23 protein-coding genes are annotated in these 26,034 nt (G+C 42.8%); 17 read left to right on the top strand and 6 right to left on the bottom strand.

Annotated elements, in window-relative coordinates:
- The first annotated feature begins 46 nt into the window (after positions 1 to 46).
- Both MIC7126_RS0122930 and MIC7126_RS0122925 read left to right on the top strand, forming a co-directional pair.
- Positions 47 to 724, top strand: coding sequence for an HAD family hydrolase (locus MIC7126_RS0122930; RefSeq protein WP_017655468.1), 678 nt, complete (start codon positions 47 to 49; stop codon positions 722 to 724).
- Between the two features lie 171 nt (positions 725 to 895).
- On the top strand, positions 896 to 1,366 hold the full coding sequence (locus tag MIC7126_RS0122925) for a phosphate-starvation-inducible PsiE family protein (RefSeq protein WP_026100466.1): 471 nt from the start codon (positions 896 to 898) through the stop codon (positions 1,364 to 1,366).
- Positions 1,367 to 1,507: 141 nt separating this feature from the next.
- Here MIC7126_RS0122925 and MIC7126_RS0122920 read toward each other — a convergent pair whose 3' ends face one another.
- Positions 1,508 to 1,714, bottom strand: coding sequence for a hypothetical protein (locus tag MIC7126_RS0122920; RefSeq protein WP_017655466.1), 207 nt, complete (start codon positions 1,712 to 1,714; stop codon positions 1,508 to 1,510).
- 249 nt (positions 1,715 to 1,963) lie between these two features.
- On the opposite strand from MIC7126_RS0122920, the gene MIC7126_RS0122915 reads away from it, so the two are divergent.
- Complete coding sequence (locus tag MIC7126_RS0122915; protein WP_017655465.1) at positions 1,964 to 2,692, top strand: hypothetical protein; 729 nt, start codon at positions 1,964 to 1,966, stop codon at positions 2,690 to 2,692.
- Between the two features lie 73 nt (positions 2,693 to 2,765).
- Here MIC7126_RS0122915 and MIC7126_RS28200 read toward each other — a convergent pair whose 3' ends face one another.
- The gene (locus tag MIC7126_RS28200) at positions 2,766 to 3,932 is read right to left on the bottom strand and encodes a quinone-dependent dihydroorotate dehydrogenase (RefSeq protein WP_017655464.1); all 1,167 of its coding nucleotides are present in this window, start codon (positions 3,930 to 3,932) and stop codon (positions 2,766 to 2,768) included.
- A gap of 149 nt (positions 3,933 to 4,081) precedes the next feature.
- Between MIC7126_RS28200 and MIC7126_RS0122905 the strand changes: the two genes are divergently transcribed.
- The 3 genes from MIC7126_RS0122905 to MIC7126_RS0122900 all read left to right on the top strand — a co-directional run bounded on the left by MIC7126_RS0122905 (position 4,082) and on the right by MIC7126_RS0122900 (position 8,492).
- Positions 4,082 to 6,937, top strand: a complete 2,856-nt coding sequence (locus MIC7126_RS0122905; protein ID WP_017655463.1) for a GAF domain-containing protein — start codon at positions 4,082 to 4,084, stop codon at positions 6,935 to 6,937.
- Positions 6,938 to 7,348: 411 nt separating this feature from the next.
- Positions 7,349 to 7,528 (top strand): DUF2256 domain-containing protein, encoded by a 180-nt coding sequence (locus tag MIC7126_RS29675; RefSeq protein ID WP_081603063.1) that lies wholly within the window; start codon positions 7,349 to 7,351, stop codon positions 7,526 to 7,528.
- 10 nt (positions 7,529 to 7,538) lie between these two features.
- Complete coding sequence (locus MIC7126_RS0122900) at positions 7,539 to 8,492, top strand: isoaspartyl peptidase/L-asparaginase (RefSeq protein ID WP_017655462.1); 954 nt, start codon at positions 7,539 to 7,541, stop codon at positions 8,490 to 8,492.
- Here the strand turns inward: MIC7126_RS0122900 and MIC7126_RS0122895 are convergent.
- The 3 genes from MIC7126_RS0122895 to MIC7126_RS0122885 all read right to left on the bottom strand — a co-directional run bounded on the left by MIC7126_RS0122895 (position 8,483) and on the right by MIC7126_RS0122885 (position 10,856).
- Complete coding sequence (locus tag MIC7126_RS0122895; RefSeq protein ID WP_017655461.1) at positions 8,483 to 8,905, bottom strand: DUF29 family protein; 423 nt, start codon at positions 8,903 to 8,905, stop codon at positions 8,483 to 8,485. The genes MIC7126_RS0122900 and MIC7126_RS0122895 overlap by 10 nt on opposite strands.
- Before the next feature lie 15 nt (positions 8,906 to 8,920).
- A complete protein-coding gene (panB, locus tag MIC7126_RS0122890; protein ID WP_017655460.1) occupies positions 8,921 to 9,691 on the bottom strand; it encodes a 3-methyl-2-oxobutanoate hydroxymethyltransferase in 771 nt (256 codons plus the stop codon).
- A gap of 130 nt (positions 9,692 to 9,821) precedes the next feature.
- Entirely contained in the window at positions 9,822 to 10,856 is a 1,035-nt protein-coding gene (locus MIC7126_RS0122885) for a ligand-binding sensor domain-containing protein (RefSeq protein WP_420795562.1), read from the bottom strand.
- 212 nt (positions 10,857 to 11,068) lie between these two features.
- Between MIC7126_RS0122885 and MIC7126_RS31050 the strand changes: the two genes are divergently transcribed.
- The 11 genes from MIC7126_RS31050 (at position 11,069) to MIC7126_RS0122830 (ending at position 23,332) form a co-directional block, all read left to right on the top strand.
- Positions 11,069 to 11,218 (top strand): hypothetical protein, encoded by a 150-nt coding sequence (locus MIC7126_RS31050; protein ID WP_238553678.1) that lies wholly within the window; start codon positions 11,069 to 11,071, stop codon positions 11,216 to 11,218.
- Between the two features lie 763 nt (positions 11,219 to 11,981).
- Positions 11,982 to 13,412: a form I ribulose bisphosphate carboxylase large subunit gene (locus tag MIC7126_RS0122875; RefSeq protein WP_017655457.1), complete on the top strand. Its 1,431-nt coding sequence runs from the start codon at positions 11,982 to 11,984 to the stop codon at positions 13,410 to 13,412.
- Between the two features lie 94 nt (positions 13,413 to 13,506).
- Positions 13,507 to 13,914 carry a RuBisCO chaperone RbcX gene (gene rcbX, locus MIC7126_RS0122870; protein WP_017655456.1) on the top strand — a complete coding sequence of 136 codons (408 nt, stop codon included), beginning with the start codon at positions 13,507 to 13,509 and terminating at the stop codon, positions 13,912 to 13,914.
- Positions 13,915 to 13,973: 59 nt separating this feature from the next.
- A complete protein-coding gene (locus MIC7126_RS0122865) occupies positions 13,974 to 14,303 on the top strand; it encodes a ribulose bisphosphate carboxylase small subunit (protein WP_017655455.1) in 330 nt (109 codons plus the stop codon).
- Positions 14,304 to 14,735: 432 nt separating this feature from the next.
- Entirely contained in the window at positions 14,736 to 16,151 is a 1,416-nt protein-coding gene (locus tag MIC7126_RS0122860) for an MFS transporter (protein ID WP_017655454.1), read from the top strand.
- 988 nt (positions 16,152 to 17,139) lie between these two features.
- On the top strand, positions 17,140 to 18,369 hold the full coding sequence (locus MIC7126_RS0122855) for a sedoheptulose 7-phosphate cyclase (RefSeq protein ID WP_017655453.1): 1,230 nt from the start codon (positions 17,140 to 17,142) through the stop codon (positions 18,367 to 18,369).
- Between the two features lie 129 nt (positions 18,370 to 18,498).
- Complete coding sequence (locus MIC7126_RS0122850) at positions 18,499 to 19,332, top strand: O-methyltransferase (protein ID WP_017655452.1); 834 nt, start codon at positions 18,499 to 18,501, stop codon at positions 19,330 to 19,332.
- Positions 19,333 to 20,724 carry an ATP-grasp domain-containing protein gene (locus tag MIC7126_RS0122845; protein WP_017655451.1) on the top strand — a complete coding sequence of 464 codons (1,392 nt, stop codon included), beginning with the start codon at positions 19,333 to 19,335 and terminating at the stop codon, positions 20,722 to 20,724.
- A 42-nt stretch (positions 20,725 to 20,766) separates the two neighbouring features.
- Positions 20,767 to 21,798, top strand: a complete 1,032-nt coding sequence (locus MIC7126_RS0122840; RefSeq protein ID WP_017655450.1) for a D-alanine--D-alanine ligase family protein — start codon at positions 20,767 to 20,769, stop codon at positions 21,796 to 21,798.
- Between the two features lie 88 nt (positions 21,799 to 21,886).
- Positions 21,887 to 22,510 (top strand): GDSL-type esterase/lipase family protein, encoded by a 624-nt coding sequence (locus MIC7126_RS0122835; RefSeq protein ID WP_017655449.1) that lies wholly within the window; start codon positions 21,887 to 21,889, stop codon positions 22,508 to 22,510.
- A gap of 117 nt (positions 22,511 to 22,627) precedes the next feature.
- Entirely contained in the window at positions 22,628 to 23,332 is a 705-nt protein-coding gene (locus tag MIC7126_RS0122830) for a Uma2 family endonuclease (protein ID WP_017655448.1), read from the top strand.
- 110 nt (positions 23,333 to 23,442) lie between these two features.
- Here the strand turns inward: MIC7126_RS0122830 and MIC7126_RS0122825 are convergent, their stop codons facing one another.
- Positions 23,443 to 26,022 carry a TonB-dependent siderophore receptor gene (locus MIC7126_RS0122825; protein ID WP_238553677.1) on the bottom strand — a complete coding sequence of 860 codons (2,580 nt, stop codon included), beginning with the start codon at positions 26,020 to 26,022 and terminating at the stop codon, positions 23,443 to 23,445.
- Positions 26,023 to 26,034: the final 12 nt, after the last annotated feature.

Here is a 26,034-nt window from a genome sequence, read left to right as displayed (position 1 = left end):
ACTATGTAAATAAACTTAACATTTGTTTACACTTAACCCAACATCTATGCTATCTGCCATTCTTTTCGACCTAGACGGTACAATTGTCAACACTGATCCGATACATTATCAAGCTTGGCAACAAATGCTTGCAGGCTACGATATGGAAATCGATGAAACCTTCTACAAATCCCAGATTAGTGGACGACAAAACCCGGAGATTGTCAAAGCTATCCTACCGCAATTATCACCCGCAGCCGTACAAAAATTTGCCGAAGATAAAGAAGCATTGTTTCGTCAAATGGCGCCAGATTTAAAACCACTCAACGGATTTTCTGAACTTTTAGCGTGGACACAAGCCCATCATCTCCAGCGGGCTTTGGTAACTAATGCGCCTAGATTAAATGCTGAATTTATGCTAAAAGTTTTGCAGATTCAAGAAGCATTTGATTTAATCATTTTAGGTGAAGATTGCGTAGCCGGGAAGCCAGACCCCGCACCATATCAAGCCGCATTGGACAAATTAGGAATCACCGCACAACAAGCGATCGCTTTAGAAGATTCTCCCTCTGGAATTAAAGCTGCAGTTGCTGCAGGAATTCCAACTGTTGGGATAGCTTCCACCCATGACCCGCAAAACTTATTAGACATAGGCGCATTTATCGCCATTCCCGATTTCACTGATTTACAACTATGGACAATACTTAACTCAAGTATAGAACCGGATTTAAGTGCGATCGCCTAAATTTGGTAAACAAGCCAGTAGTTAAGACTTTAGTCCTGAATTTATCAGCACTTAACCATCATTTAAGTATCACTTATTTTTAAGTAAATCACTATTAATTTTTTAATAGTGATTTTTAATTTTGAATTGCCTATCATGGAGATTAACGATGAGCAATCCTTCGGAGATCCCATGCCAAAACGGCTAATTACCGAGATAAATAATTGGTTACAGCGAGATAGAATTGTCAAAAATCTAGAAATTTTTCAAGACTTCATTATCATATCTCTCTGCTTAGGTTTGTTCAGTGTGATGCTAATTCGTTTAGCGGATATGTTCTCTTCATTTTTACATCCCCTAGACTTAAGACAAGTCACATCCGATATTTTGTTTATCCTGATTCTAGTAGAATTATTTCGGCTGTTAATTGACTACTTACAAGCACAGAGTATTTCTGTAGGAGCAGCCGTAGAAATTACCATTGTTTCTGCTTTGCGAGAAGTAATTTTACGCGGCGTTCTGGAAATTCCTCGTGATCAGATATTTGGTATTTCTATCTTTTTGGTAGTTTTAGCGGCAATTCTTGTAGTGTTACCTTGGATGTCGCGTTTATTTGAACAAGTGAAAGTTGCTCATCCCGAACCAATTAAAGAAGAAGGATAAAAATTAACAAATTGCATATTTTTTGTGGGGATTGTCAAGAGTCAACGTTTTTTAAACTCTTGACTCTTGACCTTCATCACAAAAGTTTTGAATAAGAGAAAAATCTCTCATTACCTTACCAATCACAAATAACAACCATACTTAATTCAACTTCAAGGCGTTAACAGGAACATCATCCCAAGACTCAACAATCCGCAGACGCGCTATCCATCCGGACGCCTTCTGGATCTCATTTAAATTTTTTTGAAAAGAATCATGACAATCTTTGGCTTGAGACTCATCACAACAAGCAATACAAGCATAAATCATGCCAGATGGATCAATTTGCTCGTTTACCCAAATAGTCATGGAGTATCCCCTTAAAAGCGCGGCGAGAAAAACTATGTGCCATTTTAGAATATTTTTCTGGGTATGTGCTGGCTAAGTGTTACCCAGCCAATATGGATTGCTTTTTGCCAGAAAATAGTTATAATAGCCAAACAGCAAGGATTTTGCCGGCAAATTGGCGGCAACTTTGCCAAAAGATACAAAAAAATGTCACAATTTTTGCCAAGATAAATATAATATTTCCCTAAGATTCACTTGGCAGCAATGAGCATGAGTGAAAAATTGATAGAAAGTAGCGGCAAAGGTTTTCTAGTCCTGCTTTTGCCCATTTCGTTTTTGATTATTTTCCTGGTTTCTACTTGGAAAGTGTTAATAGCCTTAACACTGGTTATCATTGGTGTCAATCTTGTCCAATGGTATCGCTGGCAACACTGGTGTAATAAAGTTAACCCAACTTTCCACCAGATGATCCGCGAAGCCCAGGGTAAGATTACACCGATTGATTTAGCAATGAAGGGTAACTTTTCTGGGACAAAAGCTAAACGCTATTTAGACAGCAAAGCTAATGAATTCGGCGCCAGTATACGGAACGCCCAAGAAGGAGGTGAGGTTTATTACTTCATAACTTCCAGCATTTTAGGCAATATCCTCGACAGCAGCGAGCCGGAAAAAACGGTTTCTGCTCCACCAATTGCTAAAACTGCTAGCACGCTTTTGGCACCACCGCAACCATTGTTCCAGCAGGAAGAAATGGAAGCGGAATCTTTACCGCCGACAACCCATGAAGAGGTAAAAATACCACTGGAAAAACAGTTAGTTTTTGGTTCACTAATTCAATCTGAACTAGCGAAGCGGCTAAATGTTTATTCCAGCACAGTATATAAACGACGAAACGATCCAGACTTTGCTGAGTGGAGTCGTAGCCGAGATCCTGATGGTATTGCTTGGTCTTTTTCCCGAAAAAATAAAGAGTTTTTCCCGTTGGAAAAAGAAGGTTAAAGTTATTTGTGGGATTTTGTGTAATGTAGAGACGTTGCTTTTGCTTTGTCTCTACAAATTCCATTTTTCTTAATTACGAATTTTTATCACTCGTCTTGCTTTGGGTGGTCATTTTTGCTTCCAAACCTATAGCTTGGGAGATGGAAGTTAATTGATTTTGCTCTAACTTTGCCAGCAAGCCTGTGAGAATCCGGCGTACTATCATTGGCCCTTGATAAATCCAGCCTGTATAAACTTGAACCAGACTAGCGCCAGCGGTAATTTTCTCCCAAGCATCTTCCGGGGAAAATATGCCACCAACGCCAATTACTGGCAAATTTCCCTGGGTTTGCTGCCAAATAAAACGAATAATGGCGGTGGAGCGGGAGCGCACCGGTAAACCGCTAATTCCGCCGGCTTCTTCCTGAATTGGTTTACCTGTTTGAGCAATTATTTTTGTCTGCAAATCATCACGGCGGATTGTGGTGTTAGTGGCAATAATCCCCGCCAATTGGTAGGTTTGAGCAAGAGTAATAATATCAGCGATCGCTTCCCATTCTAAATCTGGAGCTATCTTGACAAAAATAGGTTTACGTGCGTGGTTAGCCTGTTGTAAGACATCGAGAATCTGACCAAGCATGGCCGCATCTTGGAGCGATCGCAATCCTGGCGTATTGGGGGAAGAAACATTCACCACGAAATAGTCTCCCAAATCCTGCAGCAAGCGAAAACTATTGAGATAATCATCAGCGGCTGCATCTAATGGTGTTACCTTAGATTTTCCTAAATTGATACCTATGGGTATCAACTTTAAATCTGCTTGCTTCTGCTTCAACCTTGTTGCCAACGCCGCCGCACCGCTATTATTAAAACCCATGCGGTTGAGAGCCGCCTTGTCCAAAGGTAAACGAAATAAACGGGGAGGAGGATTTCCCGGCTGTGGTACAAAAGTCACAGTTCCCAGTTCCGCAAAACCAAAACCCAGACTCGGCCAAATATCAGCCGCAACACCATCTTTATCAAACCCCGCAGCTAAACCCACAGGGTTGGGAAAATTTAAGCCAAATAGAGTTTGTGAGAGACGGCGATCGCTCAGACATAAAGACCGTTGAAGAAACTGATTTACCCACCTACTAGATGCACGATTGCTGGTTGGCGATAACCAGTTCAAAGTCTGAATCGTCTTTTGGTGTAACCACTCTGGATCTGTTTTCAGCAAATTGAACAAGAGCGGATTAATTGCTGCTTGATAGATATCCATTTGTAGAAGGGAACAGGGAATAGGGAGTAGGGATTAGGGAGTAGGGAATAGGGATTAGGGATTAGGTCAACTAAATCCGCTACAGTGTATCACTCACAGTAGTTTTCTGGGCATCTTAGATATTACATATTATTTTGACCAATAGTCAGATGGGGCAGCCACAACAACCAATAGCCGCCGAAAAACAGATCCTTTCCTTGGGGCGTTTTCTGCAAAAACTCAGAGAAGAGGATAATGTTGATGTTCTGATTGCAACTGCTATTTCCTACCTGCAAGAGCAGTTCAGCTACCAACTGATTTGGATTGCATTGTACGATCGCCTAAATCATGTATTACTTGGTAAAGGCGGACTGAGCACAGATAAAGACATCAGTTTTTTACAACAAAGACTGGTTTTGAATCCTGGAGATTTATTAGAGCAAGTAGTTATAGAACAGCGTCCTCTGGGTGTAGCCGATTTACGAGCCGAGCATCGCGCCCCAGAATGGCATGAATTAGCAGATAAAAATCATATCCAAGGGACAATTATCCTCCCAATTCGTCATCAAGACCGTTGTTTAGGTATAGTTTTACTCGGCTCAGAGCGCTGGGGTTATTTATTGACTGGAGAGGCGCGAGCTAGGCTGTTGATAGTCATGGGCGAACTAGGAGCATTACTGTACCGCCATGAGATTAATTCCCAGCAACAGCCAACTAAATATTCCTCAGCGGAACCGTTGTTAAAACTGCTGGAAAATGTCCGGGAACTGAGTAACCTAGATCAAAAATTAGCAGCAGTAGTCACAGCCACCCATCAATTTGTTTTTCCCTCCCGGACAGCAGTTTACTGGTTTGAGCGACAAGGGCGCTATTTTTGGTGTCGCATGAGCAATCAACTAGTGAACATGGGGCGCGACTCGCAAGCCCAAGCATCAGCACCAGGAATCACAGTACAAGAATTGAGCGAATTTTATTACGCCTTAGCAGTGAATCAAATCGTGTGGATTGGCGAGTCGAGGAGTTCTCTCAATAGCAATTTTACAGCCAAGCTGTTGCAACGCCTGAAAGTGCGATCGCTTTTAGCCGCTCCGATTATCTGCCAAAAAGACTTGCTCGGCTTTATCGCCGTAGAAGCCAATAAACCCCGGATTTGGACAGATGCAGACAAAAACTTTGTCCAAGGTGCTGCAGGATTAATCTCCCTAGTCGCTCCCATCGAAAGCGTAGAAACCACCATCACACAAATTCAAGCAGACGCCCAGTTGACCAACCAAGTCGCCCAAGCCGTATACGGTGAGCACAACATCAACGAAACACTGCACAGTTGCGCCACAAAAGTTTTAGAACGACTAGCAGCCACCCGCTTTCTACTGCTGCAATTCCACCCCGACCAAAATTATTATCAAATTTTTTATCAAAGCCAACCCTATAATCGCCGTCCTTTAAATTTTGCACTGAATCCACTTACAGAAATAGATACACAGCTTTTGCAGCGTACTACCGAAGCTATTGAGATTGAAAATTTAGATACAGATTTGCGGTTTTTTCACTGGCGTTCCCTATTTCTAGGTAGTAGCATTAATTCCTTCTTGGTTTGCAACTGTACTCAAGGTAAAGTGCCCACCACATTGTTAATTGTCACTCACGAAGCCCATCATTCCTCCACAACGCCAGAAAAAGAACTGCTATGGGCCGTCAGTCAACAAATTGGTGTGATGATGCGTCAGTGGGAGATGCAATCTAGTCATGGGGAACAACAGAAGATTTTACGAGCTTCCCAGCAATGTTTGCATAATTTAACCCAAATCCGCACAGGGGAAGGTCATCTAGAACGTACGGCTTTGAAAGAAATAGCATCGATTCTGGGTTGTCCTCTGGCGCTATTGCTCACTTGGTCGCCTGGCCAGCATCAAGTAACAATTGTCCCTGGGGTCATGGCGCATCATCGATTCGAGATCAATATGGATGCATCTATTTCTGTCCAAACTGAAGTTTTGATTCACTGGGCCTTGGCTAGAGACGGTCATGTGACTTTCAATGTGGATGATTTACCCCTGGAAACTAAAAGATGGTTGAGTTTTTCGGGTATAGGTCAAATTTTTGTGATGGCTCTACGTACTCATATTCATGACGAGTCTACAGGTGTTGTCTTGATGGCGACTGATTATGAATGTCAATGGTCACAACAAAGCCTCAGCAGCACAGAAACCCTGATTCGTCAATTAGCTTGGTTCCGTCGCCAAACACACATCACCCAACTTTTAGATTCCACAACGGTGGAATTACAACAACTTAACTGGTACAAGCATCGCCGCCTAGAGGAATTGCAAAGAACAACAGCGTTATTAATTAGTCAAATCCATGATGTGGGTATTCCTCATACTGAACTGGCGAAGACGCGCCATCAATTGCTATTGCGACAGTTAGACCAAACAACCAACTCTTTGACTGGATTGCTAAAACTTGAAAAATGGCAATTGCATATGAGTTGGGAAACAATGCCAATTAGCAGTTTGCTCAAGCGTTCCCTAGAAAAAATCGAAAATTTCCTCAAACCAAAAAAATTGTGGATAGGTGTGCATGGTTTGGGACAAGAAGTCGATGAGCCAGAATCGCTACGCAGTGGTGATGACTCAAAACACATCTCTAACTTAGGTTATCAAAATTCCATAGCGATCGCCGGCGACATCATCAAAATTGAATTAGTTATCCACGAGTTATTAGTCGCAGCTTGTCAACGTTCTCATCGCGGCGGCAGAATTGACATTTGGTGTCGTCGCTTGGACGAACGCACCCTAGATTTATCAATCACAGACAACGGCGTCATTGAATCACAGTTACTAACAGAACTCAATCAAACTATACCCAAAGATATCCTCGCTCCCTCCACCCTCAACCAACCCCCAGGTTTACATTTGCACATCTGCCAAAACATCATGCAACAGATGAGAGGAGAATTGCATTTTTATCAACTCCCAGACCATCGTGTAGTTAGTCGGTTGCTGTTGTTGTTGGCTGAAAATTAGGGGTTAGGGGTTAGGAACTCTTACTCTATACCCCATTCCTAATTCCAGTATTAATCCTGAGAAACTGGAGTTTTTTCTAGTACATAGTGTTTTTTAGGCATTAGTGAGGGGTATAACCCTCAAAATTGCTAATTTTATGGTCTTGCTGGCAGCTTTAATCGACTTGTTTTAATTTATCTCTCATTTCCTGCCAAAAATGCCACAATGTATCTAGAGAGGGATGTATAGACTTATAACATAGAAGAAAAGCAGCGCATAACTGGATAATTCCCAGTATTTTCCTCAATAATAAGTCCGTAGGGGGATTAACCCCACATTTCTTGCTAAAATGTATCCTCCCGTTGTAACAAACTAGTTATAATCTCTACCATCACTCTCGCAAATTTGTCCTCAAATCTGCACAGCATTCATATGGGACGTGCTCGTTCTAAATCCGACCTACCCACAAAAATCTGTCCAGTCTGTCAACGCCCTTTCACCTGGCGAAAGAAATGGGAAGACTGCTGGGATGAAGTGAAATACTGCTCAGAACGCTGTCGCCGTCGGCGTTCTGAGGCAAAAACTGAAACTGATCAAGACGAAAACCACTGAGACGCAAATTATGAAGTTACAGGTGCAACCGAAATTAATTATTCATGGGGGGGCTGGTAGTTCTCTGCACGGTAAAGGAGGAGTGGAAGCGGTGCGCCAAGCGCTTTCTACAGTGGTAGAGGAGGTGTATTCTCTGCTGATCTCAGGAGCCAACGCCACTGATGCGGTGGTGCGGGGTTGTCAATTGTTGGAAGATAATCCCCGTTTTAATGCTGGTACTGGTTCAGTACTGCAATCTGATGGTCAAATCCGCATGAGTGCTTCCCTGATGGATGGTAATTCTGGGCGGTTTAGTGGGGTGATTAATCTGTCAAGGGTCAAAAATCCCATTGATTTAGCGCAATTTCTGCAAAATTCCCCAGATCGGGTGTTATCTGATTATGGTGCGGCGGAACTGGCGCGGGAATTACAGATTCCTAGCTACAACGCTTTAACTGATTTGCGCTTGCAAGAATGGATGCAAGAGCGTCAAGATAATTTTAAAAGCACGATGGCTGGGGTGGTAGCAGAACCAGAATTAGTGGAAACTAGCAATGCTCGACGTGGGACTATAGGTGTAGTAGCTTTAGATACTTTTGGTCGGATAGCTGCAGGCACATCTACAGGTGGTAAGGGCTTTGAGCGGATTGGGCGCGTCAGTGATTCTGCTATGCCGGCTGGTAATTATGCTACTGGTACTGCTGGTGTGAGTTGCACCGGTATCGGTGAAGACATTATTGATGAGTGTTTAGCAGCCAAGATAGTGATTCGCGTCACAGATGGTTTGTCTCTCCAGGATGCGATGCAGCGTTCATTTGCGGAAGCCGATAAAAATCAGCGGGATTTTGGAGCGATCGCACTTGATGCTAATGGAGCGATCGCCTGGGGCAAAACTAGTCAAGTATTACTGGCAGCTTACCACGATGGTGACAAAATCGGCGATACTTTAGAGTGGAATGATGGCGGATTAGTGGGTTATTGCTGAATCAGTCGCAGCGCCTGGGCTAAAATTTCTGGCTCGTCTATCATCAGTGCTAATTCTTCGGCTGGATAACGTCCCTCGAAAGCTTCTAGCGCCGCTCTTTTGAGTGAAATTGGATATGCTTGTTGCAGAATTTCCCTTAATTCTGCCTGATTCAAGTAAAAACCACCAGATTTGCGGCGCTTATTAGTTTTGTTGATTTCCCGTACAGCATTTTCTATGGAAATTTCCCACGAGGTAGTTAAACGTTTTTCAGCGGCTTGTTTGATTAAATGAATGAGTAGAATGACGCCATAGCTATCAATTTTGTTGATTTTGTCACTGAGACTCATTTCTTCTAACTCATCCACCAACAGCAATGCTTGGTTAACTAAGCCTTGTTCTAGAAGTTGTTTTAGTTCTAGTAATTCTTCCATATCAACTCATCCTAGTTAGGGAAACTTCCTTTCGCGTACTTCCACAGCATAATCTTGCGCTGCTTTACTAATCGTCTCACGTAAATTTGTGTAAACTCTGGCAAAGGGCGGCTGTTTCTCGGAAAGCCCCAGAATATCGGAAGTTACTAAAACTTGACCATCACAATTAATTCCCGCACCGATACCAATGGTGGGAATCCGCAATTTTTGGGTGATTTGCATTGCCAAATCTGCCGGGATATGCTCCAACAACATGGCAAATGCACCCGCTTGTTCTAGGGCGATCGCTTCTTGTAAAATCTTTGCACTCGCTTCTTGAGTTTTACCCTGTTGTCGCAAACCCAGTTGATGAACGGCTTGGGGTGTCAATCCCACATGACCCATGACGGGAATTCCGGCTTTCACTAACCGGGCGACTGTCTCCACCATTTCGGGATAACCACCCTCTAACTTGACACCCTGTGCTCCTGTCTCTTTTAAGACCCTACCAGCAGAATGCATCGCTTGTTGAATGCTTTCTTGGTAACTCAAAAATGGTAAATCAACCAGTAGAAAAGCGCGTTTTACTCCCCGGCGCACAGCTTTAGCATGGTAAATCATTTCATCGAGGGTGATTGGCAGTGTTGTTTCATATCCCAGCACTACTGCCATCGAGTCCCCGACCAAGATTAAGTCTACACCAGCTGCGTCAAGGAGTTGGGCGATGGCATAATCCCACGCCGTCAACGCCACAATTGCACGACCCTGTTGTTTCCATTGAATTAATTGCTGGGTAGTAACTGCCATTTTCAAATAGAGGTGAGAGGTTAGGGGCTAGGGGTTAGGGACAGGGGGTGTGGGAAGTGTGGGAGGATGATCAAAAAACTTTCCACTCCTCCCTTGCAAAGCCCTATGCCCATATCCCATATCCCATTCCTTATTTAACAACACGACTAAAAGCTAGGTGGGGTTTGGCTGTGCCTAATTTAGGCATTAACCAAGCTAGTCCTTCACTGGTACCAATCCATAATTTGCTACCAATATCAGGGGCTAAGGCTAGCACTCGACTCGAAGGAAGTCCAACCACTTCATCTAATACAGCACCTGTGTTTGGATTTAATCGTAACAAACCGTTGTTAGTACCGACCCAGATACTACCATCTTTAGCGAAACGTACAGTTGTGACGTTACGCCCCCTTAAGGAAGTTACAGACCGCAAAATTGTACCTGTTTTCGGGTTAATTACTAGTAGATTGTTAGCCATACCTGCCCAAATTAAGCCTTCGGGACTAATTGCTAAGGCTTGCACAGTTGTTCCGGGTAAGTCAGCAATTCGTTTCATCATCAAAGCATTAGCAGTATTAACTCTCACCAATCCATCGAGAGTACCTACCCACAGTTGACCTTCTGCATCTAAGGCGAGGGCGTTGGCGCTGACTCCAGGTAAATTTTTTAATGTTGTCATAATTAAGCCCTGGTCTGGACTAATTAAAGCTAAACCGCTGTCAGTACCGACCCACAAATAGCCGCGCTTGTCAAGCAACAGTGATAACACCCGTTTGGAAGGTAACAATAGATTTTGGGCTGTGATTTCGCTAGTGCGGGGTTCGACTCGAATTAATCCCCCGTAGCTTCCCACCCAGACGCGCCCAACTTTATCTTGAGCTAAAGCGCTAATTGTGACATTTGGTAAACTGACGCGGCTGACAATCTTACCTGTTTTTGGATCAATCCGCGACAACCCCCGCCAAAAGCCCACCCACAGATTACCTGTAAAATCCTCTAGCAGATTACTAACACGGTAATCAGTTTCTATCGAGTTTTCCTCCGTTTCGCGCTCGTCTGGTAGAGGATTTGCTGAAGGTGGTGGTGCGGAAGCTGGGTAAGAGGGCGTTTCTGGCGGTTTGATGTCAGGGTTTTTGGATAAAAGCATCGAACCACTGGGTTTTTGTGCCAGGACTGGATTAGTCATGGACACAATCCCCATGCTTGATAGAGCCATCAGCCCCACCAAAAAAGAAGTTGTCAATCGGCGACTACGTTTGTAAAACAATACCACGATGATATTTCCTTGAAAAACACGGAAGATACCCGTAACTCAGTTGCGGATTAATTTCAGTGTTCCCCTAGGTTCTGTATTTTCAACTTTCATCACAAATTTTTAAGAGGGACTTGCTGGGGAGTGTGGGGAGTGTGGGGAGTGTGGGGAGTGTGGGGAGTGTGGGGAGTGGGGGGAGTGTGGGGAGTGTGGGGAGTGTGGGGAGTGTGGGGAGGTGGGGTGGTGGGGAGTGTGGGGAGATGGGGAGATGGGGAGATGGGGAGAAAAAGAATTAAAGAATTTATGCTTACGGTTGTAGTCTTCTCCGTCCTCCTAAGCTTCCCACCCCTCCCACACTTCCCACCCCTCCCACACTTCCCCCTTCTCCCCTATTCCCCTCTTCGACGAGCAAAAACTTTAACGCCCAATGTCCATACAACTTCTCTGTAGATTTTGTAAACTATTCTTAACAAAATGTTTAAAACTTTATAAAATAACAAATTTAAATAAATAAGTTAAGAAGTTTCAAAGTATAACTTATTGATTTCTTGATATATTGTGAGACAAGTTACAAATTACGTGGCGTGCAATTTTTGTCTGGCGATCGCCACCCGTCTTGACCTGCCCCAATAAAAATTCCTCTTGGTATATTGCGTGTAAACCAAGGAAATCTGGGACACGTGCAGCTAGTCCGCACACCCAGAAGCTGTGAAAGCAAAGTGAGCCAGAATCGGCTTCGCTGTTTGGTAGGGCTAATTGGGGTTGATGAAAAATGAACGGGCGCGAGCAACAGATGAGAAGTGTTTTGATGCCTAAGACGAAGGGAAACCAGAGATATACACTCGTGTAGCTCGTAAAATCAAGGAAGCTGGTGATCATGTCTTTGATACTTCACCAAAAGTTCCCTGAAAAAATTGTTACCCACCGCCATCAGGTAGCCCCTCAAAAAAAATGGCCCAAGCTTTTCGCTCCCAAAAAGAGGAAGGAAAGGAGAGGGGAAAACAGCACATAACGTGATTTGATTAAGTAATTAAAGTGTGACTTCTTGGAAGGGAATTTATGTCTTACGCTCAAACGAAGACTCAGGCCAAATCTGGGTATCAAGCCGGGGTTAAAGATTACAGACTAACTTATTACACACCCGATTACACACCTAAAGATACAGACCTATTAGCGGCGTTCCGCATGACACCCCAGCCCGGAGTTCCCCCAGAAGAGGCGGGTGCAGCAGTAGCGGCTGAGTCTTCCACTGGTACTTGGACAACCGTGTGGACAGACTTGCTCACCGACCTAGATCGCTACAAAGGTCGTTGCTACGATATCGAACCAGTTCCCGGCGAAGACAACCAGTATATTTGCTACGTTGCTTATCCCCTGGATTTGTTTGAAGAAGGTTCTGTAACCAACGTATTGACCTCAATCGTAGGTAACGTATTCGGTTTTAAAGCCTTACGGGCGCTGCGTTTGGAAGACATTCGCTTCCCTGTAGCTTATATCAAGACCTTCCAAGGGCCTCCCCACGGTATCCAAGTTGAGCGTGACAAATTAAACAAATACGGTCGTCCTTTGTTGGGTTGTACCATCAAGCCTAAATTGGGTCTATCTGCGAAGAACTACGGACGCGCTGTATACGAGTGCTTACGCGGTGGTTTGGACTTCACCAAAGACGACGAAAACATTAACTCTGCACCCTTCCAAAGATGGCGCGATCGCTTTTTGTTCGTTTCTGAAGCCATTGCCAAGGCTCAAGCCGAAACCGGTGAAATTAAAGGTCACTACCTCAACGTCACCGCCCCCACCTGTGAAGAAATGCTGAAACGGGCTGAGTACGCTAAAGAACTCAAACAGCCCATCATCATGCACGACTACCTCACCGCAGGCTTCACCGCCAACACCACCTTGGCTCGTTGGTGCCGTGACAACGGGATTCTGTTGCACATCCACCGCGCGATGCACGCTGTTATCGACCGTCAAAAGAACCACGGTATCCACTTCCGCGTATTAGCTAAAGCCCTACGCTTGTCTGGTGGTGACCACATCCACACCGGAACAGTGGTTGGTAAATTGGAAGGTGAACGGGGCATTACAATGGGCTTCGTTGACTTGTTGCGGGAAAACTACGTTGAGCAAGACAAGTCTCGCGGTATTTACTTTACCCAAGACTGGGCTTCTCTTCCTGGCGTTATGGCTGTTGCTTCCGGTGGTATCCACGTATGGCACATGCCCGCACTGGTAGAAATCTTCGGCGATGACTCTGTATTACAATTTGGTGGTGGTACTCTGGGACACCCTTGGGGTAACGCTCCTGGTGCGACAGCTAACCGCGTGGCTTTAGAAGCAGTTGTCCAAGCTCGTAACGAAGGCCGTAACTTAGCCCGCGAAGGTAACGATATTATCCGTGAAGCTGCTAAGTGGTCTCCCGAATTGGCTGTTGCTTGCGAACTCTGGAAAGAAATCAAGTTCGAGTTTGAAGCAATGGATACCGTCTGATCAAGGCTGGAGGTGAAAGGATAAAGGCTGAATGTTAAATTACATTAATCACTTCATCCTTCATCCTTCATACTTTCAAGGGCTGGGGTCAAGCATGAATTTTAAGCAAATTGCGAAGGACACAGCAAAGACTCTCCAAAGTTACCTGACTTATCAGGCGCTAAGGACAGTGCTAGCGCAGCTGGACGAAACAAACCCCCCATTAGCATTTTGGCTGCACAACTTTTCTGCCGGCAAAATCCAGGATGGAGAGGCATATATTGAAGAACTGTTTCGAGAGAAATCAGACTTGGCATTGCGGATTATGACTGTCAGGGAACATATAGCAGCGGAAGTTACCGATTTTTTACCGGAAATGGTTCGCACCGGCATTCAGCAAGCCAATATGGAACAACGCCGCCAGCACCTAGAACGCATCACGCTGATCAATTTATCAGACCCCCATCTTGACACCGAACAGCAGGTAAGATCAGATCCTAATTTGGATAACTTATCTGAATAGAACTGGCGAGCAAGCCAATTATTCCAGACATAAAAAATCGCAACCTCATACCAACAGCCATGCAAACTTTACCAAAAGAGCGTCGTTACGAAACCCTTTCCTATCTTCCCCCCCTGTCTGACGCGCAAATTGCCAAGCAAGTACAGTACATTTTGAATCAAGGTTACATCCCAGCGATCGAGTTCAACGAAACTTCTGAACCAACAGAATTATATTGGACTCTGTGGAAGTTACCTTTATTCGGTGCTAAATCTACTCAAGAAGTACTCAGCGAAGTTCAATCTTGTCGTTCTCAATATTCCGGAAGCTATATCCGGGTTGTAGGTTTCGACAACATTAAACAGTGCCAAGTTCTCAGCTTCATCGTTCACAAACCCAGCAGATACTAAAATTGATCCGCTGGAACTAATTCGTTAATTCATATCAGGAGAGGTAAGATTGCTTACCTCTCCTATTTATTATGTTTTTTGACAACGCCGAGGGGTGCGGAGTTATAGCCGTAGCCACATAGGTGAGGACAGGAAATCAAGATAAAACGTCTACACAAAGCGACTTTCTTCCCTGTTCCCTGTTCCCTATTCCCTATTCCCCATTCCCTATTCCCTGTTCCCTGCTATGGATATGAAACAGTTATAGATATCTCAAACAATACTACTTATCCCAATTTAATGTTAATTTCGTCAATTCTCTGCTTTTTACTGAGTATTATTCTGGTTTTTTCAAGATTGCTGAAGTGATTATTTCATCACTATCTAAATACGTAAATTGGATAGACCTAAACTCATCAAGCTTCGCTACCATATAACTAAAATGCTTTATTTATGGATTCCATTCAGGTGGAAATAGATACCGCTGTCTCTTTAGAAATTACTCAGGTTGCTTCATCATCAACTTTCTCTTCTCGCAGAGCATCCAGTCAACGGATTTCTAAAGATGCTATTCGCACAAGTTTAAAAGCCTCCACTGCTGATGGTATCTTCGGTGCTGTTTTCTCTGTTAGCACCGGCGGTGTTTTGCTGGGTAATTTTTTGGTGGAGTTGGGCGCTAGTCCCGTGCTGTTTGGATTAGTGTCTTCTATTCCAATGTTGGTGAATCTGTTTCAACCAATGGGTGCTTATTTATCTGAACGCAGTAATAGCCGTTTTCAGTATTCACTCCGCACTTACGGGATTAGTCGCTTGCTGTGGCTGATTTTAGTCGTTGGGATTACTATCTTTAGTTGGGGATGGCTGGATTCTCACCAGTTGGTGGTGTTATCACTGTTAATTCTCCTGGGTAGTCATTTTTTGGGTGGGTTAGGAAATGCATCTTGGCTAAGTTGGATAGCAATATTAGTTCCTCGGCGATTACGAGGGAGATATTTTGGGTTACGTAATAGTCTCGGTAATTTAACTGAATTAGTCAGCTTATCTCTAACAGGTTTAGCGATATCACATTGGTACGGGGGGCCGATTCAGGGTTATGGAGTGGTGTTGCTGCTAGGTGTGATTTTTGGCATTATCAGCTTGGGTTGTCAGTATTTTCAGGTAGATATAAATCCTCAGTTACAAAACACCGATTATGGCAGTTCCTCTGCTACAAGTGAACCAGGCGAAATATCCGAAGCTATCAGCCTGTCACAAATACCGAGTCCCCAAAGCAAGTTAGCTAATAATATCAGTGAAAATTCGGATTTTTTGGTGTTTTTGGTTTATTTTGGTTTATGGACGTTTGCGGTTAACCTCAGTGCGCCATTTTTTAACCTATACCTGCTAGATACGCTGAATTTGGATGTCAGCTGGGTAACTTTTTATAACAGCTTGCGGGCAGGAGCACACATGTTGATGCTGCTGGTTTGGGGTAAATTAGCTGATAAGGTGGGGAATCGTTCTATTTTGATTTTTACAGGTATTCTCATCGCTATCATACCTTGGCTGTGGTTGGGGATTGGTTCTAGTCCTCTGGCTCTTTGGTTATGGTTACCGTTGTTACATATTTTCATTGGTAGTAATTGGGGCGCGGTTGATTTATGTACTCAGAATCTGCGGATTGAGGTGGCGCCGCTCAAAAATCAGTCTATTTATTTTGCGATCGCTGCTGCTATTGCTGGCGTCAGTGGTGCTTTAGGAGCGACTATTGGCGGTTTTGTAGCTCAATTTGCCGGCTCTTTGGGTATAGCGGAAGTGTTTGTTGTTTCCGGTATATTGCGGTTAGTAGCAATTTTGCCACTGATTCTGAAAAAACATTGGGGAAAATAGTTAATTAATAGACATTCAAGTTACGTATTTATGCGTAAAGGAAACTTTTGTTAACCAAGACGAATGATATCAAAAACTAATGTATGTGAAATATAAGATATATAATGTAAATATATAGATTTGTTAAATCAGTGACCTAATAGAGTTAAGCTAAATTTTGAGGGGGAAATAAACCATATCTACCTCAAATTTGAATTTACTAGATAGCACTCACGTCAGCTTTTTGACTGCTAGCAAACTTGTCTGAACCGTTCAGTTTGGAGTTACTTATTTCCAAAACTGAATCAAGCATTGTAATTTATCTCTCTTTCTAACGGAATAAGGTTTAACGCAAATGCTAACAAACAGCGAGCTGAACATAAGCCAAAGCTGCAATCTGAAGTTGAAACTAGGAGATAAACAGAAGCAGTTTTCCACTAATTCATATCACACAAGTGTTACTGGTAATCATGGCGTCAGAGAAATCGCAGCTTAAATCAATTTCCATGACTCAAAATTGAGTTTGTTCAAGCATGTTAGATTAAGTAAATATCACCTTTGTAGAGATTTTTGATTTATTCAAAAGTCTGACATAAGCGTGGAAAGCTATCATTCACTGCAGATTTATAGGCTATCTGTGATCTATGCCAAAAAGAGGTAGCCTTCGTTGTATCAATCTACTAAATTGAGTAATGTTGAGATACCGTCTGATAATTATCAGATTATGGCTTAACATCCATATCCCTCTTTTTTGATGGGAGAAAATATAACCTTGCGGTTCTCTCAAGGGAAGCTACAACAGTTTTGGGTTTTTACGTTATGAATGACTGACTTGAATTTAGGGAACCACTGTTGACGGGTTTTTAGAAATTGAAAAAGCCAATCGACCAAGATAAATTTTTCTTGGTTGAAGTTAGTTTTCGCTATTAATAGCAGCTAACAAATTTGTCGTGGCTATTAACAGCCAAGAGCCAGAAACGAAATTAATTTTGTGTAAAGGATGAGAGCTATGGGTACACCTCACGCGACTTTTACTGCGACAGAAACAGCATTTCATGTAACAGGATACGAGAAGATTGATTTTAGCTTGGTGTATGTCAACGGTGCATTTGATCTTAAAAACACCGAAATCGCTGACAGCTATCATCAATTGGGTCGTTGTTTAGCAGTAATTGATGCAAATGTCTACCATCTTTATGGAGAAAAAATTAAGTCATATTTTCAATTTTATGATATTGACTTGACAGTATTTCCCATCACTATTACAGAACCAGCCAAGACCATATCTACATTTGAGTCAATTATTGACGCCTTTGCAAACTTCGGCTTGATTCGCAAAGAACCCGTTTTAGTAGTTGGCGGTGGTTTAGTAACTGATGTTGCTGGTTATGCTTGTGCTTCTTATCGCCGCAGCACTAACTATATTCGCGTTCCGACAACATTAATTGGATTAATTGACGCGGGTATTGCGATTAAAGTAGCGGTCAATCATAAAAAGCTGAAAAACCGTTTGGGTGCTTACCACGCTCCCCAAAAAGTAATTCTAGATTTCTCCTTCTTAGAAACTTTACCAGTTTCGCAAATTCGCAACGGGATGGCGGAATTAGTGAAAATTGCCGTAGTAGCAAATGTAGAAGTTTTTGAGTTGTTGTGCGAGTATGGACAACAACTACTGCATACACATTTCGGCTATGTCAATGGTTCAAAAGAACTGCAAGAAATTGCTCATCGATTGAATTATGCAGCTATCGAAACCATGCTGGAATTAGAAACACCAAATCTGCATGAATTAGATTTAGATAGAGTCATCGCCTACGGTCACACCTGGAGTCCCACATTAGAACTCGCACCGCAGGTACCGTTATATCATGGTCATGCAGTCAATATTGATATGGCACTATCAGCGACGATCGCAGGTAGACGTGGTTATATTAGCTTACAACAGCGCGATCGCATTCTCGATTTAATGAGTCGCCTAGGTCTAACACTAGACCATCCCCTACTAGAGAGCGATTTAGTATGGCACGCCACCGAGTCTATCACTCAAACCAGAGATGGTAAACTACGCGCCGCAGTTCCTAAACCCATTGGTCAGTGCTTCTTCGTCAACGACTTAACTCGTGAAGAACTAGACGCATCCTTAACCGAACATAAACAACTGTGCGCTGAATATCCTCGTAATGGAGATGGTATCGACGCCTATATCGGTACCGAAGAAACAGAATTGATAGGAGTTTAAACCTTAACCAGCGACGGGATGAATCAGACAAAAACTCAATTCATCCCTCCATTCATCAACCTCAGCCTTCGCGCATACCTCCGCGTACCTTCGCGTTTAAAAAACTCCCAACTCATTTAGCATCAAAAAATGACCAGCATTCTCCAAACCAATCCCGCTAGACCAGTTACACCCCACGGTATCTTAGTACAGCAGTTAGAAATAACCTTAAAAATGGCAGAAAATGCCAACATCCCCGCAGATATCCTCACAAATCTGCGACAAACCTACGAATTAGCCGCTGGTTTAGACTCATACATCAGCACATGTAGCACCCCAGAGTCAACAGCATTGAGTACCTTAGCGCAAAAAACCAGCGCCGAAAATTGGCGTCAGCGCTTTGGTGACGGGGAAACAGTCCGTCAATTAGAACAAGAGATGCTTTCGGGACACCTGGAAGGACAGACATTAAAAATGTTTGTTCATCTCACCAAAGCTAAGCGAGTATTGGAAGTAGGAATGTTCACCGGTTATTCTGCTTTGGCGATGGCAGAGGCTCTACCCATTGATGGTAAATTAGTAGCGTGTGAAGTGGACGCCTATGTCGCCAACTTTGCTCAAAACTGTTTTCAAAATTCACCCCACGGCGATAAGATTAGTGTAGAAGTTGCATCGGCGCTAGAAACTTTAGACAAATTAGCAGCAGCGGGTGAGTCTTTTGACTTGATTTTTATTGATGCAGACAAGAAAGAGTATATCGCTTATTTGCAAACTATTTTGGAGCATAACTTAGTTACAGCCGATGGTTTAATCTGCGTCGATAACACCTTACTCCAAGGACAACCATACCTCTCTCCATCACAGCGTACCGCAAATGGTGAAGCGATCGCCCAATTTAACTTCTTCGTCGCTCAAGATTCCCGCGTGGAACAAGTTTTGTTACCTGTGCGAGATGGTCTGACTTTAATTAGAAGGGTGCATTAAATGGCACAATCTACCATCTTCCAGGCTCCGGCGTCAACTCAATCAGTTTCCCCTACAGTCAAGATATCTGCATTTTTTCAAAATGTGGGTACGCTGTTACTGCTGTTTTTAGCACTACCAATTAATGGGTTGGTGGTACTGCTATCTTTATTGTGGGGTGCGATTACCCAACCGTTTCAGCAAAAAGTTGTCACCGCACAACCTAAGAACATCTTAATCAGTGGCGGTAAAATGACAAAGGCCCTGCAACTAGCGCGGTCTTTCCATGCCGCCGGACACCGGGTAGTATTGTTAGAAAGCCACAAATATTGGTTAACTGGACATCAATTTTCTCGCGCTGTCAGCAGATTCTATACAGTACCAGCACCAGAAAAAGACCAAGAAGGTTACACCCAAGCGTTATTAGAGATTGTCCAAACAGAACGCATAGATGTTTATGTACCTGTGTGTAGTCCCGTCGCTAGTTATTATGACTCTTTAGTCAAACCTGCGCTTTCACCATATTGTGAAGTCATCCACTGTGACGCAGAGATTACACAAATGCTGGATGATAAATACGCTTTTGCAGAGAAAGCAAGGAGTTTTGGTTTATCTGTTCCCAAATCTTTCCAGATTACTGACCCAGAACAGGTGATAAACTTTGATTTTTCTCAAGAAAAGCGGCAATATATTCTTAAAAGTATTCCTTACGATTCTGTGCGGCGATTGAATTTAACTAAACTTCCTTGCGAAACACCAGAAGCAACAGCAGCTTTTGTCAGGAGTTTACCAATTAGTCCAGAAAAACCCTGGATTCTGCAAGAGTTTATCCCTGGTAAGGAGTTTTGTACTCATAGTACCGTGCGTAATGGCGAGTTAAGGCTGCATTGTTGTTGCGAGTCTTCAGCTTTTCAGGTGAATTATGAACATGTCGAGCACCCTCAAATTTTGGCATGGGTGCAGCATTTTATCCAGCAGTTGGGAATTACAGGACAGGTTTCCTTCGATTTTATTGAGGGGGAAGACGGGATAGTTTACGCTATTGAATGCAACCCGCGCACTCATTCAGCAATTACTATGTTTTACAATCACCCTGGTGTGGCTGATGCTTATTTGGGTGGTAGCGAGTTAAGGGAACCTCTACAACCATTATCTAGCAGCAAACCGACTTATTGGTTGTATCACGAACTGTGGCGATTGACAGAGATTAGTTCTGTGTCGCAGTTGGGAAATTGGTTGCGGAATTTGAGACGCGGTACCGATGCGATTTATCAGTTGAATGACCCTTTACCTTTTTTGATGGTGCATCATTGGCAGATTACTCTGTTATTGTGGCAAAATTTGCGGCGGTTACGGGGTTGGGTGCGGATTGATTTCAATATTGGTAAGTTGGTTGAGTTGGATGGAGATTAAGAGCATTTTTTGCACATACAAGCTGTAGTCAGCAGATCAATCATGTCACCACTTCGTATTCTTCATTTAGTCGGCTCTGCGTATAACGACTTCTACTGTGATTTATCACGTTTATACGCTGAAGATTGTTTAGCAGCGATCGCAGAAGATTCATGCTATGATTCCCAGATTGCATACATCACACCCGATGGTCTGTGGCGATTTCCTCATTCCCTAAGTCAGGAGGATATTGCTGCTGCTGAAACAGTTCCTTTGTTCTTGGCGATAGAGTTTTTAAAAAAACAAAACATTGACATAGTAATACCACAAATGTTTTGTATTCCGGGAATGACTCACTACCGCGCCTTATTTGACTTACTCCAAATTCCTTATATAGGCAACACTCCTGATATTATGGCACTAACGGCCCATAAAGCCAGAGCCAAAGCAATTGTTAAGGCCGCTGGTGTGAAAGTTCCAGATGGAGAACTTCTGCGTCCAGGAGATATTCCCACAATCACACCTCCAGTTGTTATCAAACCTGTAAGTTCTGATAACTCTTTGGGCGTGACTTTAGTTAAAGAAGTGAGTGAATATGACGCTGCATTGAAAAAAGCATTTGCATACACAGATGAAGTTATAGTAGAGGAATTCGTTGAGCTTGGTAGAGAAGTCAGATGCGGTATCCTTGTTAAGGAAGGGGAATTAATTGGTTTACCTCTGGAAGAATATCTAGTAAACTCCCACTCCAAACCCATTCGTACCCATGCTGATAAACTCCAACAAACAGCCGAAGGTAATTTGAGTTTTAGCGCTAAAGATAATATAAAATCTTGGATTGTAGACCCTAGCGACCCCCTCACCCAAAGAGTTCAAGAAATAGCTAAAAAATGTCACAAAGCTTTAGGTTGTCGCCACTACAGTTTATTTGACTTCCGCATCGACCCGCACGGACAACCTTGGTTTTTAGAAGCCGGATTATATTGTTCTTTTGCACCTAAAAGTGTGATTTCTTCTATGGCGAAAGCAGTAGGAATTACCCTCAATGAGTTACTAATGACGGCTATTCAGGAAACTTTAGGTAGTAAAAAATAATTCATCTCTTAGATAGCGTAATGTTTGAACACTTGCTTAAAGCAAGATATCTAAAATAACATCTCCCTAGTTTTTAAAAAACTTCAAAATGGAATTCAACCATCGACCAGAAATCAGAATTTGTTTTGTTGGTGACTCTTTTGTCAACGGAACAGGAGACCCGGAATGCTTGGGTTGGACAGGGAGAATCTGCGCTAATGCTAATAAAAAAGGTTATGACATTACTTACTATAATCTCGGCATTAGACGAAATACAAGTACAGATATAGCAAACCGTTGGTTACAGGAAGTATCGCTGCGCTTACCGCAAGAATATGACGGTAGAGTTGTCTTTTCTTTTGGATTAAACGACACCACAAACGAAAACGGTCAACCTCGTGTTGAACTGAAAAAATCAGTCGAAAATACCTACAATATTTTAAGTGTAGCTCAACAGCTATATCCTGTTTTACTAATTGGCCCAGCACCATACGCAGAACAAGAAGACCCTGATATAAAACAGAGAATTATTGATTTATCTCAACAGTTAGCTTTAGTTTGTAGAGAATTAAATATACCTTATTTAGACGTGTTTCCTCTACTAGAAAAATCAAATATATGGATAGAAGAAACTCAAGCCAATGACGGTGTACACCCGCAAGCCGGCGGTTATGCCGAGTTTGCCAAAATAGTAGAAAATTGGAATGCTTGGTTAAATTGGTTTTCTCGCTAAGATGTTGGTAAAACTTGATTTTTTATACACAAAGGTGGTAGATATGCAACAAATTCTTTCTTTAACTCAAGCATCTTAGCTATACTAAACACAAAGACATTCCTGCACATTCTGCTCATGACAGCAACAACAAAGCATAGCCTAAACAAAAATGCAGCTATCCCTCCCTTAGAAAGTGGAGATAGACTCACTCGCCAAGAATTTGAGCGTCGGTATACCGCAATGCCGGATACTAGAAAAGCAGAACTAGTAGAAGGAATAGTGTACATGGCGTCTCCCTTGCGTTTTCAACGTCATGCAGAACCTCACAGCTTATTGATAGTTGTTTTCGGCACTTATACTATCATGACTCCCGGTGTCAGAATTGGTGATAACGCCACAGTCCGTCTAGACTTAGACAATGAACCACAACCTGATGTGGTGTTATTAATAGATGAAACTTTGGGTGGACAAGCACGCATTAGTGAAGATGATTATATTGAAGGCGCACCAGAATTAGTTGCAGAAGTTGCAGCTAGTAGTGCCGCAAATGATTTATATGATAAGAAAAAAGCCTACCGTCGTAATGGTGTAAAAGAATATATTGTTTGGCAAAGTTTAGAAAATAAACTTGATTGGTTCAGTTTACAAAATGATGAATATGTGTCATTAGAACCGGGTGCAGATGGAGTAATTAAAAGTCAAGTGTTTCCTGGGTTATGGTTAGATGTGCTAGCTTTCTGCACAGGAGAAATGACACAAGTTTTAGCTGTACTGCAACAAGGATTAAATAGTCAAGAACATGCAGATTTTGTGCAGCAATTAGCAAGTAAGCTTCAGTGATAAATTTTGAAAATGGTGACAACAATTATTATTAAGATTAATAAATGGCAGATCCCCGACTTATTAAACAAATCAGGGATTTTGTTGTTTACAAACGACTTAATGCTGAATCAAAATTGTACTGAAACGGTTCCCACAACGCTAAAAGGTTCACCCGGAATTACACCCAGACGGTCTTGATTGGGTGAGCCAAGATAATATTCTGTGTTGAACAAATTACGGAAGTTGAGTTGCATTCGCCAGTTATCTTGTCGGTAGAAAATGGAACTGTCGAAGCGAACGTAACTAGGAATATCATAAGAGTTATCCAGGTCGCCTGCGCGATCGCCTACATAATAAACCCCCAAACCCAAACCCAAGCCTTTCAAATCCCCTGTCTGCAACTGATAGGTTGTCCATAAACTAGCAGAATGGCGGGGTGCATTAACAAACCGATTTCCCACAGGGGTGAAATTATCGCTACTGACAAAGGCATCATTGTAGGCATAGGCTGCAATTACATTCCATCCTGGTAAAATTTCACCGGATATATCTAACTCTATCCCTCGGCTTTTCACTTCCCCAGTCAAAACAGAGAAAGCTGAGTTACTCGGGTCGGCTGTGGGGATATTAGTCTTGGTAATGTCGTATAAAGCCAAGGTAGCACCAAATTTACCAAAATCTAATTTGGTTCCCACTTCATATTGTGTTGACCGTTGTGGTGGTGGAATCTCCCCACTTGCTAAGGTGGCGAAACTCGGCTCAAACCCTTGTGCAAAGGAGACATACAATGATACAGCTGGCGAGGGTTGGTAGACAATTCCGACGCGGGGACTGAAAGCAGAGAAATTGGCTTTGGTAGGTGTGGAACTCAATCGATCAAATTGATTTTCTTGATAACTATCAAAACGTCCGCCTATCAACAACTTTAAATTATCAGCAAACGCAATCTGGTCTTGGAGATAAAAACCATAAGTCGTATAGTTTTCATCACGATTATTAGTAATAGTCAGCGTGTCTAGAGAATATCTAGCAGAGGAACGAACGGGATTAAAGATATTAATTGATGGATATGAACCACTGTCACCAATTGCAAACTTTAAATCTGTATTAATTTCTTTACCATACTCAAATCCAGCTAACAATTTATGTTCTATCGAACCAGTCTTGAAATTACCCAAGATATCTAAGTTATTGAAATAACTACGATAAAGACCCTCCGCAGCATAAATACGACGCGACAACTCTCCTGTTGTTTCATCCAAATTTGTAAATATAGGATAGAGACGACCCAAATCGAACCACTTAGCAAAGAAGGTATTGCGAACTGACCAATCCTGGCTGAAGCGATGATCTAATGTGGTAGTCAAGTTATATTTGCGTACACTATTTTTACCAAAAGGTCTGCTTACTCCATCGGTTTCACTAAAATAGCGAGAGATGGGAATCTGTGCAATCCCCCGACCAATGGAGGGAATACCCGGATCAGCCGAAGTATCAGCATCAATAAACTCGAATTCCAGTGTTAATTTGGTCGCGGGTGAAATGTTCCACTGTACAGTTGGTGCAAAGAAATAACTCTCACGGTTGACCTCATCGCGGAAACTCAGGGTTTGCTCATAGGAACCAACAAAACGATATAAAAGGGTTTTCTCTGCGTTCAATGGGCCGGAAATGTCGAAGGAAGGTCGATACAAACCAAAACTCCCCGCAGAAAATGACAGGTTGTAGTAAGGTTCACTAAGTGGCTGTTTGCTGACTAGGTTGACGATTCCTCCAGGTGCTCCCTGTCCAAATAAAACACCCGCAGGCCCTTTTAATACCTCAATTCGCTCTAAGTTATCTGTTGTAATCAGGTCGTATAAAAAGGGGTATGTACTCCCATTTTTAAAGAAAGCAGAAAAAGTAGTAAAACCGCGAATATTAACTTGTTCAGAAACGCCTTGATAGGTAGAAGCGTTAATCCCGCTCACATTTTGTAGTGCTTGACCGGCTTGGGTAACGGCGCGGTCTTCAATTATTTGGCGGGGAATAATTTGAATTGAACCAGGAATATCACGTAGAGGAGTATCTGTCTTAGTTGCGGTTGATGTATCCCTCACCCGATATCCACCTTGTTCTCCAGTTACTACTAACTCAATGGCGTCATCCTGTGGCGCTGTGGGTGTTTCTTTATCTGGCGATGTTTGTGGCTGCATCGCCGTTGTCGCAGAAGCTACACTAAAAACTAGCCCAGTATCATCATCAAATAACTCAACTTTGGGTAAAGCTTTCTCACCTACCACCGTTACTCGGACGGTATTAGCATCAATATTTGTGACGGTAATTTCCGTAATTCCTTCTAGGGGTTTCTCGGAACGAAATGTGAAAGCTTCCCCCGACGGTAGTTTTAACTGCCCACCTGATACATCTATGATGAAGTTAATCCCTGTACTGCGATCGCTGACTTGCAGTTGTTCTCCTTGGGTTGTCTCTAAAATTACCTCCACCCCTTTATTTGTAGGATTGGTTTTAACGCCTGTAATTGGGACTATTTTGGATGTAGGCGACTGCGCCAGTAAAGGTTGAATATTGGTAACGAGAGAATCGATACTGTTGCTTGATTGCTCCTGTGCTGATGCAGATATGTTAACTACAGCACTTAAACACCCTGATAAACTCAGTACTAGCCAAAACTGAAAACCGCTCGATAAACACCAACTTTTCATCATCACTCCTCAAAC

Source organism: Fortiea contorta PCC 7126, assembly GCF_000332295.1.
GTDB classification, from domain to species: Bacteria; Cyanobacteriota; Cyanobacteriia; order Cyanobacteriales; family Nostocaceae; genus Fortiea; species Fortiea contorta.
This window is presented reverse-complemented; position numbering and strand designations above follow the sequence as displayed.

Coding starts and splice junctions, on each gene's coding strand:
- rcbX (WP_017655456.1), top strand. CDS start 13,507: ATGAATTTTAAGCAAATTGCGAAGGACACAGCAAAGACTCTCCAAAGT.
- MIC7126_RS0122855 (WP_017655453.1), top strand. CDS start 17,140: ATGGGTACACCTCACGCGACTTTTACTGCGACAGAAACAGCATTTCAT.
- MIC7126_RS0122840 (WP_017655450.1), top strand. CDS start 20,767: ATGTCACCACTTCGTATTCTTCATTTAGTCGGCTCTGCGTATAACGAC.
- MIC7126_RS0122915 (WP_017655465.1), top strand. CDS start 1,964: ATGAGTGAAAAATTGATAGAAAGTAGCGGCAAAGGTTTTCTAGTCCTG.
- MIC7126_RS29675 (WP_081603063.1), top strand. CDS start 7,349: ATGGGACGTGCTCGTTCTAAATCCGACCTACCCACAAAAATCTGTCCA.
- MIC7126_RS0122830 (WP_017655448.1), top strand. CDS start 22,628: ATGACAGCAACAACAAAGCATAGCCTAAACAAAAATGCAGCTATCCCT.
- MIC7126_RS0122845 (WP_017655451.1), top strand. CDS start 19,333: ATGGCACAATCTACCATCTTCCAGGCTCCGGCGTCAACTCAATCAGTT.
- MIC7126_RS0122865 (WP_017655455.1), top strand. CDS start 13,974: ATGCAAACTTTACCAAAAGAGCGTCGTTACGAAACCCTTTCCTATCTT.
- MIC7126_RS0122825 (WP_238553677.1), bottom strand. CDS start 26,022: ATGATGAAAAGTTGGTGTTTATCGAGCGGTTTTCAGTTTTGGCTAGTA.
- MIC7126_RS0122885 (WP_420795562.1), bottom strand. CDS start 10,856: ATGACTAATCCAGTCCTGGCACAAAAACCCAGTGGTTCGATGCTTTTA.
- MIC7126_RS0122875 (WP_017655457.1), top strand. CDS start 11,982: ATGTCTTACGCTCAAACGAAGACTCAGGCCAAATCTGGGTATCAAGCC.
- MIC7126_RS0122900 (WP_017655462.1), top strand. CDS start 7,539: ATGAAGTTACAGGTGCAACCGAAATTAATTATTCATGGGGGGGCTGGT.
- MIC7126_RS0122850 (WP_017655452.1), top strand. CDS start 18,499: ATGACCAGCATTCTCCAAACCAATCCCGCTAGACCAGTTACACCCCAC.
- MIC7126_RS0122905 (WP_017655463.1), top strand. CDS start 4,082: ATGGGGCAGCCACAACAACCAATAGCCGCCGAAAAACAGATCCTTTCC.
- MIC7126_RS0122925 (WP_026100466.1), top strand. CDS start 896: ATGCCAAAACGGCTAATTACCGAGATAAATAATTGGTTACAGCGAGAT.
- MIC7126_RS0122930 (WP_017655468.1), top strand. CDS start 47: ATGCTATCTGCCATTCTTTTCGACCTAGACGGTACAATTGTCAACACT.
- MIC7126_RS0122920 (WP_017655466.1), bottom strand. CDS start 1,714: ATGACTATTTGGGTAAACGAGCAAATTGATCCATCTGGCATGATTTAT.
- MIC7126_RS28200 (WP_017655464.1), bottom strand. CDS start 3,932: ATGGATATCTATCAAGCAGCAATTAATCCGCTCTTGTTCAATTTGCTG.
- panB (WP_017655460.1), bottom strand. CDS start 9,691: ATGGCAGTTACTACCCAGCAATTAATTCAATGGAAACAACAGGGTCGT.
- MIC7126_RS0122860 (WP_017655454.1), top strand. CDS start 14,736: ATGGATTCCATTCAGGTGGAAATAGATACCGCTGTCTCTTTAGAAATT.
- MIC7126_RS0122895 (WP_017655461.1), bottom strand. CDS start 8,905: ATGGAAGAATTACTAGAACTAAAACAACTTCTAGAACAAGGCTTAGTT.
- MIC7126_RS0122835 (WP_017655449.1), top strand. CDS start 21,887: ATGGAATTCAACCATCGACCAGAAATCAGAATTTGTTTTGTTGGTGAC.